At 34.1% G+C, this 17,767-nt stretch carries 16 protein-coding genes and 1 pseudogene; all 17 read left to right on the forward strand.

All coding sequences use genetic code 11. The annotated features are described in order from the left end of the window. Positions 1-7: 7 nt before the first annotated feature. Positions 8-952, forward strand: coding sequence for a hypothetical protein (locus ABD930_RS05990; RefSeq protein ID WP_345230793.1), 945 nt, complete (start codon positions 8-10; stop codon positions 950-952). Between the two features lie 19 nt (positions 953-971). After that, positions 972-2,030 carry an NAD-dependent epimerase gene (locus tag ABD930_RS05995; RefSeq protein WP_345230794.1) on the forward strand — a complete coding sequence of 353 codons (1,059 nt, stop codon included), beginning with the start codon at positions 972-974 and terminating at the stop codon, positions 2,028-2,030. 31 nt (positions 2,031-2,061) lie between these two features. Next, on the forward strand, positions 2,062-3,573 hold the full coding sequence (locus ABD930_RS06000; RefSeq protein WP_345230795.1) for an oligosaccharide flippase family protein: 1,512 nt from the start codon (positions 2,062-2,064) through the stop codon (positions 3,571-3,573). Between the two features lies 1 nt (position 3,574). Then, a complete protein-coding gene (locus ABD930_RS06005) occupies positions 3,575-4,702 on the forward strand; it encodes a polysaccharide pyruvyl transferase family protein (protein WP_345230796.1) in 1,128 nt (375 codons plus the stop codon). A gap of 7 nt (positions 4,703-4,709) precedes the next feature. Next, a complete protein-coding gene (locus tag ABD930_RS06010) occupies positions 4,710-5,660 on the forward strand; it encodes a glycosyltransferase family 2 protein (RefSeq protein WP_345230797.1) in 951 nt (316 codons plus the stop codon). An 11-nt stretch (positions 5,661-5,671) separates the two neighbouring features. Continuing rightward, positions 5,672-6,658, forward strand: coding sequence for a glycosyltransferase family 2 protein (locus tag ABD930_RS06015; RefSeq protein ID WP_345230798.1), 987 nt, complete (start codon positions 5,672-5,674; stop codon positions 6,656-6,658). A 39-nt stretch (positions 6,659-6,697) separates the two neighbouring features. Next, the gene (locus ABD930_RS06020; RefSeq protein WP_345230799.1) at positions 6,698-8,110 is read left to right on the forward strand and encodes an O-antigen ligase family protein; all 1,413 of its coding nucleotides are present in this window, start codon (positions 6,698-6,700) and stop codon (positions 8,108-8,110) included. A gap of 19 nt (positions 8,111-8,129) precedes the next feature. After that, on the forward strand, positions 8,130-9,296 hold the full coding sequence (locus ABD930_RS06025) for a glycosyltransferase (RefSeq protein WP_345230800.1): 1,167 nt from the start codon (positions 8,130-8,132) through the stop codon (positions 9,294-9,296). A 16-nt stretch (positions 9,297-9,312) separates the two neighbouring features. Continuing rightward, on the forward strand, positions 9,313-9,903 hold the full coding sequence (locus ABD930_RS06030) for a serine O-acetyltransferase (RefSeq protein ID WP_345230801.1): 591 nt from the start codon (positions 9,313-9,315) through the stop codon (positions 9,901-9,903). Between the two features lie 13 nt (positions 9,904-9,916). Next, positions 9,917-10,774, forward strand: a complete 858-nt coding sequence (locus ABD930_RS06035; RefSeq protein WP_345230802.1) for a polysaccharide pyruvyl transferase family protein — start codon at positions 9,917-9,919, stop codon at positions 10,772-10,774. Positions 10,775-10,776: 2 nt separating this feature from the next. Then, positions 10,777-11,934 carry a glycosyltransferase family 4 protein gene (locus tag ABD930_RS06040; RefSeq protein WP_345230803.1) on the forward strand — a complete coding sequence of 386 codons (1,158 nt, stop codon included), beginning with the start codon at positions 10,777-10,779 and terminating at the stop codon, positions 11,932-11,934. A gap of 7 nt (positions 11,935-11,941) precedes the next feature. Continuing rightward, positions 11,942-12,391 carry an oligosaccharide biosynthesis protein Alg14 gene (locus tag ABD930_RS06045; protein ID WP_345230804.1) on the forward strand — a complete coding sequence of 150 codons (450 nt, stop codon included), beginning with the start codon at positions 11,942-11,944 and terminating at the stop codon, positions 12,389-12,391. Between the two features lie 13 nt (positions 12,392-12,404). Next, positions 12,405-12,899, forward strand: coding sequence for a glycosyltransferase (locus ABD930_RS06050; protein ID WP_345230805.1), 495 nt, complete (start codon positions 12,405-12,407; stop codon positions 12,897-12,899). A 61-nt stretch (positions 12,900-12,960) separates the two neighbouring features. Beyond that, positions 12,961-14,238: an endo-1,4-beta-xylanase gene (locus ABD930_RS06055; RefSeq protein ID WP_345230806.1), complete on the forward strand. Its 1,278-nt coding sequence runs from the start codon at positions 12,961-12,963 to the stop codon at positions 14,236-14,238. A 37-nt stretch (positions 14,239-14,275) separates the two neighbouring features. Further along, positions 14,276-15,085: a polysaccharide biosynthesis/export family protein gene (locus tag ABD930_RS06060; RefSeq protein ID WP_345230807.1), complete on the forward strand. Its 810-nt coding sequence runs from the start codon at positions 14,276-14,278 to the stop codon at positions 15,083-15,085. A 12-nt stretch (positions 15,086-15,097) separates the two neighbouring features. Next, entirely contained in the window at positions 15,098-17,461 is a 2,364-nt protein-coding gene (locus tag ABD930_RS06065) for a GumC family protein (RefSeq protein WP_345230808.1), read from the forward strand. A 26-nt stretch (positions 17,462-17,487) separates the two neighbouring features. After that, positions 17,488-17,767: pseudogene (locus ABD930_RS06070) on the forward strand (nucleotide sugar dehydrogenase); the annotation flags it as partial.

Consider the following 17,767-nt stretch of genomic DNA (forward strand, 5'->3'; position numbering starts at 1 on the left):
TTTTGTCATGAAAAGATTTCTTTTTTCTTTATTTCTATATATTTGTTATACTACCGTTTTTTGCTTAGTTGCAATGATTGTTACCGGTTCTTATGTCCCACGCCGATATAGGCCTAATTTACCTTTTTCGCTTGGAAGTGATGGTTTTTCTTATAGTAGATTTAAGCAGGCAGATACAATTCGAAATGCCGATATATTGATCTTAGGTTCTTCTCATGCGTATAGAGGGTATGATCCACGAATTTTTTTGAAGAGTGGTTTGAAAGTGATGAATTTAGGGTCTTCTGCTCAAACTCCTATTCAGACGGAATATCTCATTAACAGGTATTTGAACAAAATAAATCCAAAGTTTGTAATTGTGGATGTTTATCCGAAGCTTTTTGGCTTGGATGGAGTGGAATCTACTACTGATTTATTATCTAATATTAGTTTGGACAAGGAAATAATCGATTTAGTCGATCGATCAAAGGATATAAGAACGTATAACACATTAATATATAGTTGGTATAGAAAAATGTTTGATTTAAACAATGGTTTTAAAGAAAAAAAAGTAACTAAGGATGGTAATCGATATATTCCCGGTGGTTATGTAGAATCCAATAATGTTTATAAGTCTGATGGGATTCGTAAACCCGATCGATACGAAATCACTCCAAAGCAAATAAAGGCCTTTAAGAATGTGATTGCAATCCTCAAGAAGCGAAATATCGATTTTGTTATTATGCAAGCCCCTATTCCTAGAGAAAAATATAAAATGGTAGCTGATGCAGATAAAGTTGATTCCATTTTTTCAAGATTGGGTGAATATCATAATATGAACGAGGTTTTGTCTTTACCTGATAGTTGCTTTTTTGATGAGAGCCATCTAAATCAGAAGGGGGTTGATAAGTATAATGCATACGTTCTGGACCTGATTAAAGTTAAATTGGCAACTACAGCAGAAAAAAAGTAAATTGTTATAGTATAGAAGTATGGCACATAAATATTTAGTGACAGGTGCGGCTGGTTTCATAGGCTCTTTTGTTGTTAATTACCTATTGAATCGTGGAGACTACGTAGTCGGAATAGATAATATTAACGACTATTATGATGTTCGTTTAAAATATGCGAGACTCCAACAAGCAGGAATTGAGAAATCCAAAATTGAATGGCATAAAAAAGCGCAAAGTTCAACATACTCGAATTATGAGTTTATTCGAATGAATCTTGAAGATAAAGATGAGCTAAACGAATTATGTAAAGATAATAGTTTTGATGCTATTATAAATCTTGCGGCGCAAGCGGGAGTTAGATATTCAATTGAGAATCCAGATGCGTATGTACAATCTAATGTAGTTGGATTTCTGAATATTTTGGAAGTATGTCGTGCTTTTCATGTTAAACATTTAGTTTATGCAAGTTCTTCAAGTGTTTATGGTATGAATGAGTCTATGCCATTCTCAGTCAAACAAAACGTCGATCATCCGGTATCTCTTTATGCTGCAACGAAAAAGTCGAACGAGTTAATGGCTCATGCTTACAGTCATCTGTATAAGATTCCAACATCGTCTTTACGTTTTTTTACTGTTTATGGCCCATGGGGAAGACCAGATATGGCTTACTATTTATTTGCAGAGGCGATTAGAGAGGATAGACCAATTAAAGTGTTTAATCATGGAAGGTTGAAAAGGGATTTTACGTATATAGATGACATTGTTAATGGTATAATTAATGTTTTAGACAATCCTGCACAGCCAAATGTAGAGTGGAACGGGAAATTTCCTGATCCTTCAAGTTCTACTGCTCCATTTAGAGTCTATAATATTGGGAATAATGAACCCATTGAATTAATGGAGTTTATTGAAACTATAGGAGAGGCCATGGGTAAGAAGCCTAAGATGATAATGATGGACATGCAACCTGGAGACGTACTAGCAACTTGGGCCGACATTGATGATCTAATCAATAATTTTAATTACAAACCAAAAACTTCAATTAAAGAGGGTATCTCTCTATTTACTGAATGGTATAAGGCTTATGCGAGACCTTAAAACGTAATTCAACAGTCGCATCGATAGATATATGAATAAGAAAAAGGCACTTATTAAAAATTTGTTATCTAACATAACTCTTTTTTTCCTAAATGGGGTCATTGGCTTTTGGTTACCACCTTTCCTAATAAAACAATTAGGAGTTGGGACCTATGGATTGATTCCATTGGCTACTACAATGATAGGTTACGCTTCGCTTGTTACTGTTGGAATAAATGGTTCGTTATCTCGATTTTTGGCAATCGATTTGGAAAAAGATGACAGCGAAGATGCAAATTATACGTTTAATTCAGCGTTTACGGCTTTATCTGTAATTCTTATTATATTGACGCCGTTCCTTATTTATTTTTCGCTTAACGTATCTTCCTTTATTTCCTTACCGGATGGAGCAGAATCAGATGCGTCTATCCAATTCTTATGTGTTAGTATTGCCTTTATAATGACTTCTTTTACTGCCGTGTTTAATACATCTGCTTACGTTGCCAATAGGTTAGATTTAGTGAATCGAGTGTCTGTTATAAATACATTTACTAGAGTCCTGTTAGTGGTTTGTATTTACGTTTTTATTGCTGTTTCCTTAAAAGGATATGGTTTTGCTGTTCTGGTTGGAAGTGTAATAGGCAGTATTTATAGTTATTATTTGTTTCGAAAATATACACCTACAATCAAAATTAACCCTTCAAAATTTAGATGGGAAAATTTAAAAAGCTTATTGTCTATGGGAGGATGGCTTATTGTTATTCAATTAGGTGGTATCCTCTTTTTACAAATAGATCTAATCGTTATAAATAAGATTTTGGGTAATGTTGAAGCCGGTAAGTATAGTATTGTATTACAATGGAGTAATATGATTAGACAATTTTCTCTTTCTCTATCAGGGGCCTTAGGACCCCTAATTTTGACGTTATATGCGAAAAAGGAATTTGATCAGATGATAAAACTTTCGCAATTGTCTAATAAAGTATTGACCTTATTTATTGCATGTGCCGTGAGTGTCTTGATAGTTATTTCTGGATACCTACTTGGTATATGGATTAAACCCGAATTTTCTGCTATGAAGTGGTTGTTCATTGTTGTAATGGTACATTTGCCGATAAATTTAGGTGTACAACCTTTATTTTCTGTCAATAGAGCCTTTAATAAAGTTAGAGTTCCGGGAGTAATGACTTGTTTAATGGGCTTACTTAACTTAATATTGGCTATTTGTTTGGTAAAGTATACAAACCTTAAATTATATGGTGTTGCAATCTCTAGTGCTATCGTTTTAACATTAAAGAATTTTGTTTTTATGCCATTATACGCAGCGAGAAATATGAATGTACACTGGTTTACGTTTTTTAAATCTTCATTAAGTTCGATCGTTTTAGTTGGGATTGCTTTGGTGTTATTTTATGTCTATCCGAAAGTTTTTACTATAGAATCGTGGACTAAATTGATTTTTCATAGCTGTGCTTTGTTTGCGTTTTTCTCAGTAATATCATTTATTCTGTTGAGTAAAACAGAGAGGAGCATGATTTTAAGTATGGTTTTTAAAAAGAAATAAAATGGCCAAGGAAGACAATATTATTTTTTTCAAGCCTGCAAGCCAATACGAGAATACTGGTGACGTTTTAATAAATAAGGCTTTGCTGGTAATATTAAGGAAGTATGGTACGATAGTCGTTGAGGATAGAAATAGGCCAGATTGGTTTCTAGATGTAATTTCTTCATCAGCTGAGAGATTATCCCAATACTCACCTAATGGCGTTGAAAAAGCTATATTTTCAATATTGATAAAAAATATTTTTAAGAGAACTAAGCGAAAATATATCTTGGTATTTCCTCCTGGTCATACTTCAAGGAAAGGGAAAAATGGTGCAATTCAAAGCCTTAAAGGTTCGTTGAAGTTGCTTATTTTGCGCTGGCTTGGCTGTAAGATAATACGTATAGGTTTTTCTATCGGACCTTTTGACAAGATAAATGCAATTGCAGAGTCTTTAAGAAGCCGGTGTTTTAATTTATATGCGTTAAGAGATTATGGTTCAATAAGCCTTGCAAAGGAATGGCATTTTAGAAATTATAAATTCGCTCCCGATTTGGCTTGGTCTTATGAGCCTATCAATAAGAGCAGTGGTTCTGATGATTATATCGTACTTAGTTTTAGGTCAAATTCATACGGCACGAAATATGATAAAGGATATTTAGAACCTGTTTTGGTAAGGTTAAAAGAAATATTAAGTGTAGGTTCTTTACATGAGAAAGAAATTGTAGTTGCTTATCAAGTACTTTTTGATAGGGACTCCTCTCTGCAAATTGTTGACTTTTTAAGTCAAGATGGCTGGAACGTAAGATTAATTGATGAAAAGTTAACATTGGATACAGCAGAGCAACTTTATAAAAATGCTGCTTTCGTAATAAGTAATAGATTACATGTTTTACTTTTGGCTGTACAAGTTGAAACAATGGCTTTTCCTCTAGTTGCCAGTTTGGATAATGCAAAGATTGTAAATATTTATAAAGATAACAGCCTTGAAGATATATTGTTAAATATGGAAGACGATAGTTCGGTAAACTTAAGGCGGTTTGTAAATATTTTAGATAATAAAGATGAAACCCTAAAAAGAGTAGCAAAGATATCTAGCAGCAATAGACAATTGATTGAAAATGAAGTAAGTCATTTGTTTGCAAATTAGTCTAAGAATGAAAGTTTCCGTTGTAATTCCATGCTATAACTGTGCTGATTTTGTGCGTAATGCAGTCGACAGTGTTTTTTCCCAAAGCTATAAAAATTGGGAACTGTTACTTGTCGATAATAATTCGAAGGATAATACTTTTGACACTTTAAAGATGATAGAAGCTGAGCATCCAGATAGCGTTAAAGTTTTGAAAGAATTAAAAAGGGGGGCACCGGCCGCAAGGAATAAAGGGCTTGAATCTGCTACAGGTGAATGGATTCAATATTTAGATGCTGATGATATTCTATTGCCTGATAAACTGGCACATCAAATTTCAATGATTAAAAACTCAAATGTAGATGTTATATGTGGTTCTTATACTTTCGTTCAAAAAGTAAATCCTAGACTTCAATTTTTTAAAAAACTCTATTACGCTGTTTGCTTCCCTAACTTATCTTTAAGAGGAAATACCCTTGAAATTGTTAAAAAGCCTTATTTAGGTAATATTTGGGAAGGTCTTATTTGCTCTCAGTTGGGCATAACAAGTGCGAATTTATGGAAAAAGAGGATTTTAAATGAGGTAGGTGGTTGGAATGAACAGCTTACCTCGTCTCAAGAATATGACTTGTTATTTAGGATTCTCAAAATGACCCAAAACGTTGTGCGTGATACGAAGCCTTTAACGTTGGTATTTCGAAGGAGTAATTCCATTTCAATTGCTGGAGATAGAGATAGGAAAGTAAGAATATTGTTGAATTTCTTAAATTTGCGAGAGCAAATCGTAAGTTATCTTCAAGGGAAAGGCCTCTATAATAATCGGATAAATCGCTTTTACAATAGATTTATCTTTAGATATTTAATGAGGGCAAAAAATAAGGCGCCAGAAGAGATTTCTGTGAAAATTAAACAATTGGATTTGAACATACCTATTTGGTTAAAAATTCGTGAAAATATAACTTTTCTTTTAAAGAAATAAGGTTTATCATCATGTCTCAAGAAAGAATGGCAAAAGTATCTGTTATTATCCCTTGTTACAATTGCGAAAAGTTTGTTAGCAGAGCTATTGAAAGTGTGCTAAATCAAACCTGTGTGGACTGGGAAATAATTTTAGTAAATAATAATTCAACGGATAAAACTCTTAAAATATTAGAACGGTATGCAGTGGCATATCCTAGTAAGGTTTACGTTTTTGAAGAGCCAAAAAGAGGAGCACAGGCAGCGAGGAATAAGGGGCTGGGGGAAGCTAAGGGAGTTTGGGTTCAATATCTTGATGCTGATGACGAAATATCTACCGATAAATTAGAAAGGCAGGTTGCCTTGGCAGAGGAAAATAATGCGGATGTTGTCTGTGGTGGATATAAGACGATACAAAAGCTGCAGTCAAAATTAATCAAGATTAAAAGTATTTATTATAAGTTTCAGGATAAAAATAAATCAATAACGGCCAATAACATACTTGAAACAATTAGATTGCCTAAAGTAGATATCTGGAAAGGGCTTATTTCATCGCAATTAGGCATAACCAGTGCTAACTTATGGTCTAAAAGGGCTTTAGAGTCAGTTAATGGATGGGATGAGCAGCTAACTTCAGCTCAAGAATACGACTTGTTATTTAGAATTATGAAAAATAATGGAAGGATCATTATTGATCCAAATCTTTGTGCTAAAATTTATAAACAAGAAAACTCTATATCCGCTAGTACCGATTTTGATAAAAAGGAGGAAATTATAAATAATTCGATTAATTTGCGATTTAGGATTAGAGATTATCTATTTTCTAAAGGAAAACTTACAGCTGAACTCGATAATTATATTGATCATTGGATTTATAGCTATTTGATGAGTTTCAGAAGTATCATGCCTGGCCGAATTTCAACAAAGCTAAAGAATATGAAACTAAGAATTTCTGTTAAAACGATTATCAGGTCTAATATTCTTTATTTTTTTAAAAAAACAGTTAAAACATTCAATTGATGTTGCGGTATGTTCACAATATGAAAAGGAATTTATAATATGTTGTCTATTGCTTTTTTATTAATTTTCTTAATAGTATCTATTGTTCTTTTGTATAGAATACAGTTAGGATTTGCATTGGTAGTTGCTTGCCGACTATTAGTTCCTGGTATTGTGAGAATTAGTTTAGGCGTTGTAGAGTTGAGTTTAAATTCGAGTCTGACCTTGATGTTATATGGAGTGTTGGTTCTAAATTTGCTATTGAGAAGACCATACGAAGTGAAAATATTTTCCAAATTTTATAAACCTTTTTTTGTTCTTTTAGGTGGTCATTTTCTTTTGGCATTTTTTGGTAGTGATATGGGCGTTTCAGTTCAGATGAGCAGTTTGATACAACTCTTTTATACTGAGTTTAGTTTATGCTTCATAGGATGGATAATTTACCAAACAGAGAAAGATGTCCGGCAATTTTATAAAATTATAGGTATAACAACTTTCTTTATAACATTATATGGTGTAATTTGCTATATTACACTTTCAAATCCATATATACTTCTTATTAATGCAATATACGATCCTACTCGGGAGGGGGTTCGTTTTATGGAAGAAGCAAGAGCTGGCTTGGCAGGAAGGGTTCAAGGAACAGCGACACATCCCTTAACATGGGGTGGAATTAATTTGTTGCTGTTTTTTTTCTTTTTCAATTATAAGGTTTTTAAATGGAGGATAGTTAATATTTCTCTATTGGGGTTGTTATTTCTAAATGTCTTTTTTAGTGGTAGTCGATCTGCTCTTCTAGCACTAATTTTAGGGATTGCTTATATTGTGTTATTTAGCAATGTAAAAATTAAAACAAGATTTATTACCTATGGTTTCGGTATTTTTGCCACTGTCGTTGTCTTGTTATATCAAGTACCAGCGCTAAGTAAATATCAAGATTTCTTTGAGTCTACTTTGTTTTTTTGGGATGATTCACAGAAAAGTAACGATGATATAAAGGGATCTAGTGCTTCAGGTCGGCTCGAACAGTTAGAAGGATCATTTGATATGATTGAAAAGTCACCCTTAACTGGGCTTGGACAAGGATTTATAAAAGATTATAGCACGACCTTCGGGGTTCATCCGATATTAAAGGGTTTTGAAAGTATATTATTTATGGCATTAGTGGAAACGGGAATTCTTGGATTAACGCTATGGGCATTTTTCTTTTTTATGTGTTTTCAATTCATTAAGTATGCCCAAGCCCGCCTTCAAGTGTATGATGATATGAATTATATTGTTTTACGGGGAGGCCTAATAGGATACGTTCTATTTACTGTTTTTACGGGTATTCAGTTGACACTTTATTTGTTCTTGATTTTATATATTATGCAATTAAAACGATGCATGATATACGAGAAATTCCAATCGCCATTGTTTCAACTTTCAAAGACAGATAATTTTTTGAGAAGTAAAAGAATGCTATTTAATTGAACACAAGATCGCTTTAATAATGAATTTTCTTTATGATTTAGTTGCGTCGCAACCTAATTCTTCAGGGGCATTCCATGGAGGAGGAAAGTATGCAAAAAAAGTTTTTTTGGAACTTTGCAAGTTGAATACAGGTTGGACAATTTTTGGCTATTTCGACTCGTTAAAAGAGTTGGATCAAGATATTCAAAATTGCTGTAAGGAGATGCAAATTCAATTAATAGATAAAGTAAATTTTGACATTTGTACTGCGATTAAAAAATATGATATCAAAAGATTTTATTCGGCCTTGCCTGAATATATGTTAGATGTGCTAAAAACCGATTGCGATTTTTATGGAACGGTTCATGGACTGCGTATGTTAGAAACCAGATATTCGCTTCATACGCTTAGATTTACGAAATCCTCAAAAGAAAAGATTAAATATACATTTAAAATTCTTTTTGATCGTCATTTTATCAAAAAAGATAAGATGAGATTAGAAAGATATGTGGTTGGCAAAATGAAGGTTATAGCTGTTTCTGAACACACCAAATATTCAATAGCTAACTACTTTCCTACGATAAACCCAGAAAATATCAAAGTTTTCTATAGTCCTAGTGTTACAGATTATGCTTATAATTCTCCCAATTTGCATCGTGATAAACATATAGATGATTTAAGGGATGAATATTTTTTGCTTGTTAGTGGGAATAGATGGATCAAAAATAATCTCAGAGCGATGCAAGCATTTGATCAAATGCTTACAGAAAGGCCATATATAAAAAAGAAAATGGTAATTACTGGAGTTAATAACCCAGAAATTTTTTCTAAACATCTAATACATAAAGATAAATTTGTTTTTTTAGAGTACGTTGACGAAGATTACTTAAATCATCTCTTTGAACATTGCTATGCTTTAATGTATCTTTCCCTAAACGAAGGGTTTGGATATCCACCACTTGAAGCTATGAGGCATGCTAAGCCGGTTATTGCGAGTCCACTAACCTCAATTCCGGAAATATGTGGAGAAGGAGTGCTTTATACTAACCCCTTTGATATTGCGGAGATTAAGAATCGACTCTTGCAAATATGTTTAAATGATGATAGATATAAACAGTTTAGTAAAAAAGGAAGATTAAGATATCAAGAAATTTACGAAAAGCAGAAGTCAGATTTATTGCATCTTGTGAGTTATTTGTTGAATTAAGTGATAATAGTATAACATGATAAAATGTGAGGCTGATTTAAGACATTGGATACAGCAAGATGCGCAGGCTATGGGGATAAAGAATCGTTCAATGGCCAGTAAGTTAAAGGTATATCTGACCAATCCAAGGTGGAGATTCATTATTCTTTTGCGGAATGTCGAATTCTATAGGAATAAAAGACGAAGCCTTTTTGAAAAAGTTGTTTATGCATTCTATTTCTATCGATATAAGACTTTGTCGTTGAAACTTGGATTTAGTATCCCCCCTAACGTTTTTGGTCCGGGTCTTTCTTTACCACATTATGGCACAATAGTAGTTAGTAAACAGGCTAAAATAGGAGCTAATTGCAGGATTCATGTGTGTGTGAATATTGGTGCTAGTGGCGGAAATAATGAGGCGCCATCAATTGGTGATAACGTTTATATTGGCCCAGGGGCAAAATTATTTGGTGCTATAAAGATCGCTAATGGAGTATCGATAGGTGCTAATGCCGTAGTAAACAAAACGTTTGAAGAAGAGAATGTTATCATAGGTGGAATACCGGCTAAAATCCTTCGAAGAGACGCTGCTTTATGGTGGGAATTAAATAAACTAGATCTAAAATAAAAAATAAATAGATATGAAAAAGGTTATAAAAACGTACTATGCAGATTTACCCAATATGGGAGATCTTTTAAATGAATTATTGATTCGGGATTTATATGGGCAAGATTTGGAAAGACATAAACCTGCCACAAGTGAGCTAAGCTGTATAGGTAGTGGAATGGACTGTTTCATGAAAAAGAACAAAGTCTATCCATGGTGGTATTCAACAGCTTTAAAAATCAGGGCTAACTGGGTAAATTATCCTAATAATGTTTGGTGTACAGGTTTTATTTTTAGTGAAAGTAAAGAATGCCCGGATAATTCGTTTATAAGAGACATGAATTTTTGCTCTGTTAGAGGAGAGTTAACAAAGGCTCGAGTAGAAAAAATTGTAGGAAAAAAATTAAATATCCCAACGGGTGACGGTGGTATAATAACTCCTTATCTTTTTGATAAACCTATTGAGAAGAAGTATCAGGTAGGTGTGGTAGCGCACATGCACGAGCAAAATCATCCTACTTTTAAGAGAGTAATGGATTATCATAAGGGTTCGATTTTTATCAACTTGAGAGATGATCCATATGAGGTGATTAGGCAAATAGCAGCTTGTGAGGTAATTATTTCAAGTAGTTTGCATGGATTAATTGTAGCCGATAGTTTTAATGTTCCTAGTCAGTGGATCGTAGTAACAGACGCTTTGAAAGGCGATGGCTTCAAGTTCGCAGATTATTACTCAGCATTTGGCCTAAAACCAAATCCTATTCATATGCCAGATGATAGTGTTCCTGTGCCAACGGTGAATCAGGTTATTGATCAGTTTAAAATAACTCCCGAGGCCATGGCTGAAAAGCAGAAACAGATTTATGATGCATTCCCGTTTAAAAATATTTAAGTATGAACAGTATCTGTTTTATTTGCAATAGATATCCTCATATTTTAACACCCACAAGGCATGTATTTGTTCAAAAGTTGGTATGGGCTTTAGCTGATCTGGGAGTAGATTGTACCGTTATTGCTCCAGTACCCATAAATCAGTATTTAGATTCATATAAAAAGCAACCCTATCATGCCATTGAAAAAAGTCCAAAAGGAAATGATATTAAATTGTTCTTTCCCAGATATATTACTTTTGGACAGAAAAATATTTTAGGGTACGGCACTTCAAGATTAACGACTAACGCGTTTCATCATGTTGTAAGAAAAGTGTGGAAAAGAGAAAAAATAGACGCAGAAGTTGTCTATGGTCATTTTTTAGTACCGGCAGGTATAACTGCTGCAAGAATAGGTAGAGAGTTTGGGCTTCCTTCATTTGCGGCTTACGGTGAAGCGACGCCTAGGGATTTAGTGGTATATGGTTTAAAGCGCTTAAAAAAAGAAATAGACTCTTTATCTGGTATCGTTTCGGTTTCCACTGCAAATAAAAATACACTCTTGGAAAAGGGCTTGAAGAAGGAGGAAGATATTCAAGTTTTTCCAAATGCTATTCAAGGAGATCGCTTCTTTATAAAAGATCAAAAGGAGGCGCGAAAGAAATTTGGTTTTAAAGAAGAAGATTTTATTGTGTCATTTGTAGGGCAATTCAATCATAGAAAAGGGATTTTACGGGTCGAACAAGCCACCAAAGATCTTGAAGGTGTTAAAACTGCTTATGCAGGTATGGGCAAGTTAGAACCAACGGCTAAAAATTGTATATTTAAAGGTCCCGTTAAACCGAATGAGATGACAGATTTTTTAAATGCGTCTGATATTTTTGTAATGCCCACTTTGAATGAGGGATGCAGCAACGCTATTGTCGAGGCTATATCTTGCGGCCTACCTATCGTTTCTTCTGCTCTACCCTTTAATGCTGATATCTTAGGAGAAGATAATGCTATTTTAATAGATCCAAATAATGTAGAAGATATTCGACAGGGAGTGATAGAACTGAAACAAAATGCAGACTTAAAAGAAAAGCTTCGTCGAGGTTCGATAAATAGAGCGAAAGAGTTAACGATTGAAGCAAGGGCAACCAATATAAAGAATTGGATAGAAGATCGTATAGAATTTAGATAGTATTGCCATGGAAAAGAAAAAAGTTTTGGCTATCGCATCTGTTGGTGGACACTGGATAGAATTACTAAGGCTTAAGCCTTTTTTCGATGAATATAATACTGTATATATTTCTACAAAAGTGAGTTGCAAAGATATGGTAGGAGAATCTAAATTTTATCACGTTACTGACTTCAACCGATGGAATAAGGCAAAAATGATTGGAACTATTTTTAAAATGGTTTGTATCTTTCTAAGAGAAAGACCTAGTATTGTAATTTCTACTGGTGCCGCTCCTGGATTGATTGGTTTACTAATTGGGAAAATTCTTTTTGCAAAGACAATTTGGATTGATAGCATTGCAAATGTTGAAGAACTTTCTCTTAGCGGAAAAATTGCCACAAAGTTTGCAGACAAAGTATTTGTGCAATGGCCAGATTTAACTAATGAAAAAATACAATATATTGGAAACGTATTATAATTTATAATAATTTATGATATTTGTAACCACTGGAACTCAAGCATCATTTGATCGACTAATAAAAGCAATTGACGAAATTGCTAATCAATTAACAGGCGAGTTAATTTATGCCCAAGTTTTAGAAACAGAATATTCGGTAAAAAGCGATAATATGAAGCTAATAGGGTTTCTTTCACAAGGTGAATTTGAAAACTATTATTCCAATGCAAGGTTAATTGTTAGCCACGCAGGAACTGGGTCTATATTTTCTGCTCTAACTAGCAACAAACCCATAATAGTACTGCCTCGAAGGGCATCTCTTGGTGAACATAGAAATGAACACCAAATGGCAACGGCAAAAAAATTTAAAGATATTGGTTTACTGGAGGTTGCTTTTGACGAGAATGAGCTTAAAACAAAAATATTGGAATGTTTGAAGGAGTTGAAACCATTAAATCAAAAGACTATAGGTAAATATGCCTCAGATTCATTTATTTTGAATCTTAAAAGTAAAATAAGTGCTCACTAAAGCAATATGAAAAAAAATGGCCCGAGGATTGATTGAATAGATTGGAGTAAAAGAAATAAAAATGGTAAAAATGTTGCAATATTGTTTTCTGATTGTAAGTACAATCATTTTGGGATGTACCTTTAGCAGTTCTTCGAATGATTCCGCAGATAGCGTTAGAAATTCATCGGAAAAATTGCAAGACACAATGTCCTATGACATAAATGACACACAAAATATACAAAGTAAATCAGATAGTCTAGGGCCAAATTCATCGGATAGCTCTAAGTCCATTGTTAGAAAGACTAGCTCGAATCGAGATGTAAGAAAAGTATCTGGGGCACCACAATATTCTTTAAAAGATGCATATCGAAATTATTTCCCAATTGGTGCAGCCGTACTACCTAATCAAATTAACAATTCTAAAATTGCTAATTTGATTACTACTCAATTTTCAAGTATTACTGCAGCAAATGATATGAAGCCTACATACCTACAGCCCAAAGAAGGGGTTTTTAATTTTAACGTTGGAGATAAGATTGTCTCGTTTGCAACAAAAAATAATATGAAGGTGCGGGGGCATACTTTGGTTTGGCCCCGAAAAATGCCTAAATGGTTTTATTATAGCCAAGGTAAGGCTGTTGGTAAAGACCTTCTTTTGAAAAGAATAGAAACGCACGTTAATACTGTAGTTCAACATTATAAGGGTAAAACTTATTGTTGGGATGTAGTTAATGAAGCTATACCTTTTTTTGGACCAAATCCATTAGATAGCAATAAGGATTCTTTGTATATAATAGCTGGGGAAGAGTATTTTGATAAGGCATTTTATGTGGCAAGAAAAGCAGACCCGAATGCAAAACTTTTTTATAATGATAATGGTTTCGAATGGAAAAAGAAGCGTGATAGGATTTTTGAATATCTTAAAAAAGCTAAAGCTAGAGGGGTTCCAATTGATGGAGTTGGAATGCAAGGACACTGGGGAATAGATGGTATATCGGAAGCATATCTAAGAGAAACTATAAAAATGTTTAGCTCAATTGGTTTAGAAGTCCAAATAACAGAATTAGATATTTCAATATATCCAATTAGGAGTTCTGGAAAAGTTATGAAAGCTGCAGATTTGAAATCTACTTCGGATGCCTATACAGAACAAATACAGACGAAACAAGCACAAATATATTCCATGATTTTTAGAGTTTGTCGGGAAATGAAAGGGCAGGTAACGGGTATTACGCTTTGGAGCCCTTACGACTGGGCTAATTATCTTACAAAACGGATGGGCAAAAAGAATTATCCCTATTTGTTTGACGAAAATTTGCAACCGAAAAAATCTTTTCATGACGTCGTAAATTTCTAGATTGGACACCTAGTATTTTTTGAAAAAAAAATTATATATGATGAATAAATATCCAAATCGGGGCTTTCTTTTTTCGTTTTTAGTATTACTAATTGGCTTTTTTATTTTTGGCTGTTCTACTCCAAAAACTATAACTTATTTTCAAAACATACCCGATTCAGTATCGACTACCATTGAAAAGGCAAAATTTACCGAACCAGTAATTCAACCAGACGATATATTAAGTATAACAGTTCAGACCGCAGATCCATCTGCTACTGAATCTATTAATCAGAAGTCTGTTACAACGAGTGTACTTGGAGCGAGTACTGCTTCGGCAATTGGTAATCAGCAGGTCTCAGGTTTTTTAGTAGATAAGAATGGTGAAGTTGAATTGCCAATAATTGGCACGCTAAAATTGGCAGGTTTAACTACTTATCAAGCAAGACAGCATATTAGAGAGAAAGCAAGCACCTATTTTGTAAATCCTGCAGTACAAGTTAGATTTGTAAACTTCAAAATAACTGTAATTGGAGAAGTCACACGCCCTGCTTCCTACACTGTTCCTAGTGAAAAAGTAACTTTGTTAGATGCGTTAGGTTTGGCTGGTGATTTAACTATATATGGTAAACGTGAAAATATCTTGTTAATAAGAGAAACTCCAAATGGAAAAGAAACGGCCAGATTTAATTTAAACAACACGGAACTTTTTAAATCTCCTTATTTCTATCTCAAGCAAAATGATATCGTGTATGTCGAGCCTAATAAATCAAAAATAGCGACGACTGATGGTGCTAGAACACGCGCATTCGCGTTTACAGGTACTGTAATTTCATTGATTATCGTTGCACTGTCTCGCATTTTTTAAAATTAAATATTGATGGAAAACAATAATGGTTTGCAATCTTTGAGTCAAATGGATAAAGCAGATGATTTTGATATCAAAGATTTTATATTCAGACTAATAAAATCTTGGCCATATATATTAATAAGTCTAGGTTTATGCCTTGGCTTGGCAGTGCTTTATTTGCAGTTTGCGATACCACAGTATAGAATAAATGCAAAGCTTTTAATAGAAGATGATTCTAAAGGAGGTGGTTTTGTTGGAGGCACTTCAATGGATATCAATAGTATTTTAGGTACAAAAAGTACTGTGGATAACGAGGTTGAGGTTTTGAAAACTAGATATTTGATGGAACGTCTAGTTCGTGATAAGAAGCTAAATTTGACATGGTTTAGAAAGGAACAGATTGCAGATATTGAATTAAATACACCACCTTTTGAGTTAAATGTGATAAGGCTAGCGGATTCAATTCGGACTACCGATTTTAACCTAAAAGTAATAGATTCGGATAAATTTAGCCTTACATATGAAGATCCCAGAACAGAAGAGACTATTCAAAAGACATTTCATTTTAATGCTCCTTTTTATTTGGATAATTACGGTAAATTTTTAGTTGAATCGACTAAAAAAACGACTGAATTTGATAAAAATGATTATAAGCTAACAATAACTTCTGTAGATGGGCGCGTTACATCCTTACAAGGGGCTTTAGATATTAGTGTAACTAATAAGTTAGCATCGACAATTGACATTCAACTAGAGTATCCATTAACCGCTAAAGGCGAAGATATATTGTCGGGTTACATAAATGAATACATTCAACAAAACATAAGAGATAAAAGCAGAATTGCGGATAGTACAATAAAGTTCATAGATGAAAGAATTCTTTTAGTTAATGCAGAATTAAATGGAATCGAAGGTAATATTCAGCAATTTATGCAAGGCAAAGGCCTTGCTAATATTACAGAACAATCAAAACTCACCCTACAGAGTAATACAGAATACCTAAAACAACTCTCTGATATCGAGAATCAAATCGAAGTAATGAATGCTATTGAGAGTTTTCTTAGTGATAAAGACAACAGAAGGATAGTTTCTGGATCGCTTTTAGAAAATGATGCCACATTTTCTGCTTTAATAAATAACTATAATAATTTGAATTTGGAACGTGAGCGGTTATTATTATCATTTACACCGGATAATCCTTACGTTACGAATATGGATAATAGAATTTCCTCAGTGCGAGATAATATATTGGAATATTTGAAGAGTACCAGAAATACCTTGGAAGTAAGCAAAAAGGAGATCGAAAGAAATACAGGACGTATAAAGGGGGATATCAGACAAATACCGGAACAAGAAAGAAAGTTTCTTGATTTATCGAGGCAACAGCAATTGAAACAAGAATTGTATCTTTATCTTTTGCAGAAAAGAGAAGAAACTGCTGTCGCAAATACATCGAATATTGCAGGAATACGGATTATTGATCCTCCTAAAGCTGAATATTTACCGTTTAGTCCTAAAAAGAAGTTGGTGCTTTTTGCGGCGTTTTTACTTGGACTGGTAATTCCTGTTGGTAGATTATATATTTACGATTTATTAAATACAAAAGTTCAGAACAGGAAAGATATTGAAAAGCGTACGCAAATTCCTGTTATAGCAGAATTTACCCATAACCCAACAGAAACTGATTTGATAGAATTTAAATCCTCTCGATCTGCATTAGCTGAACAGTTCCGAGCTTTACGAACCAATTTACAATTCTTGATGCCAAAACCTTCAGATAAGGTAATACTTATAACCTCAGGTATGCCAGGTGAAGGGAAATCTTTTACTTCGCTCAATTTGGCTAATATTTATGCTGTATCTGGGAAACGGGTGCTTCTGCTGGAATTCGATCTACGTAAACCAAAGCTTTCCAAGACTTATACTGGTTTGAATAAAGTCGGTATTAGTAATTATATCGTAGATCAATCGCTTACATTAGATGATATGATTAATCGTGTAGGTAATAATGAAACATTATTCTTTGGAGCGTGTGGACCTATTCCTCCAAATCCAGCGGAACTGATTATGAGTGATCGTGTTACACAAATGATGAAGGAGGCAAGGGAACGGTTTGATTATATCATTATTGATGCACCACCAATTGGTGCGGTTACAGATGCCCAATTATTGAATGAGTATGCAGATGTTACTTTACATTTGGTGCGTGCGGGATATACTCCTCATGATTTAATTGGCTTGCCTGAGGATATGAGAAGAGAAGGCAAAATGAAACACATGGCGATTGTATTGAATGATGTTAGCGAAAATGCAGGCGGATATTATGGATACAATTACGGTTACTATCATGCAGAGGATAACAAGAAACCATGGTGGAAGTTCGGAAGGAAATAATTGCTAATACTTTGATAAATTAAAACATGGAGATAAAGAGAATCTGTTGCATAGGAGCGGGGTATGTAGGCGGCCCGACGATGGCCGTAATAGCGAAGCAATGCCCGCACATCGAGGTAACGGTTGTAGACCTGAACGAGTCACGGATAGCGGCTTGGAACGATCCTGACGTGAACGGTATACCGGTTTACGAGCCTGGGTTGAGCGAAGTGGTGGCGGAGGCCCGTGGCCGGAACCTGTTCTTCTCGACAGACGTAGACGGAGCGATAGCGGGAGCGGACATGGTCTTCATCTCGGTAAACACGC

Origin of the sequence: Olivibacter ginsenosidimutans, assembly GCF_039542865.1 — a bacterium.
In the GTDB taxonomy this organism is placed as follows: Bacteria; Bacteroidota; Bacteroidia; order Sphingobacteriales; family Sphingobacteriaceae; genus Olivibacter; species Olivibacter ginsenosidimutans.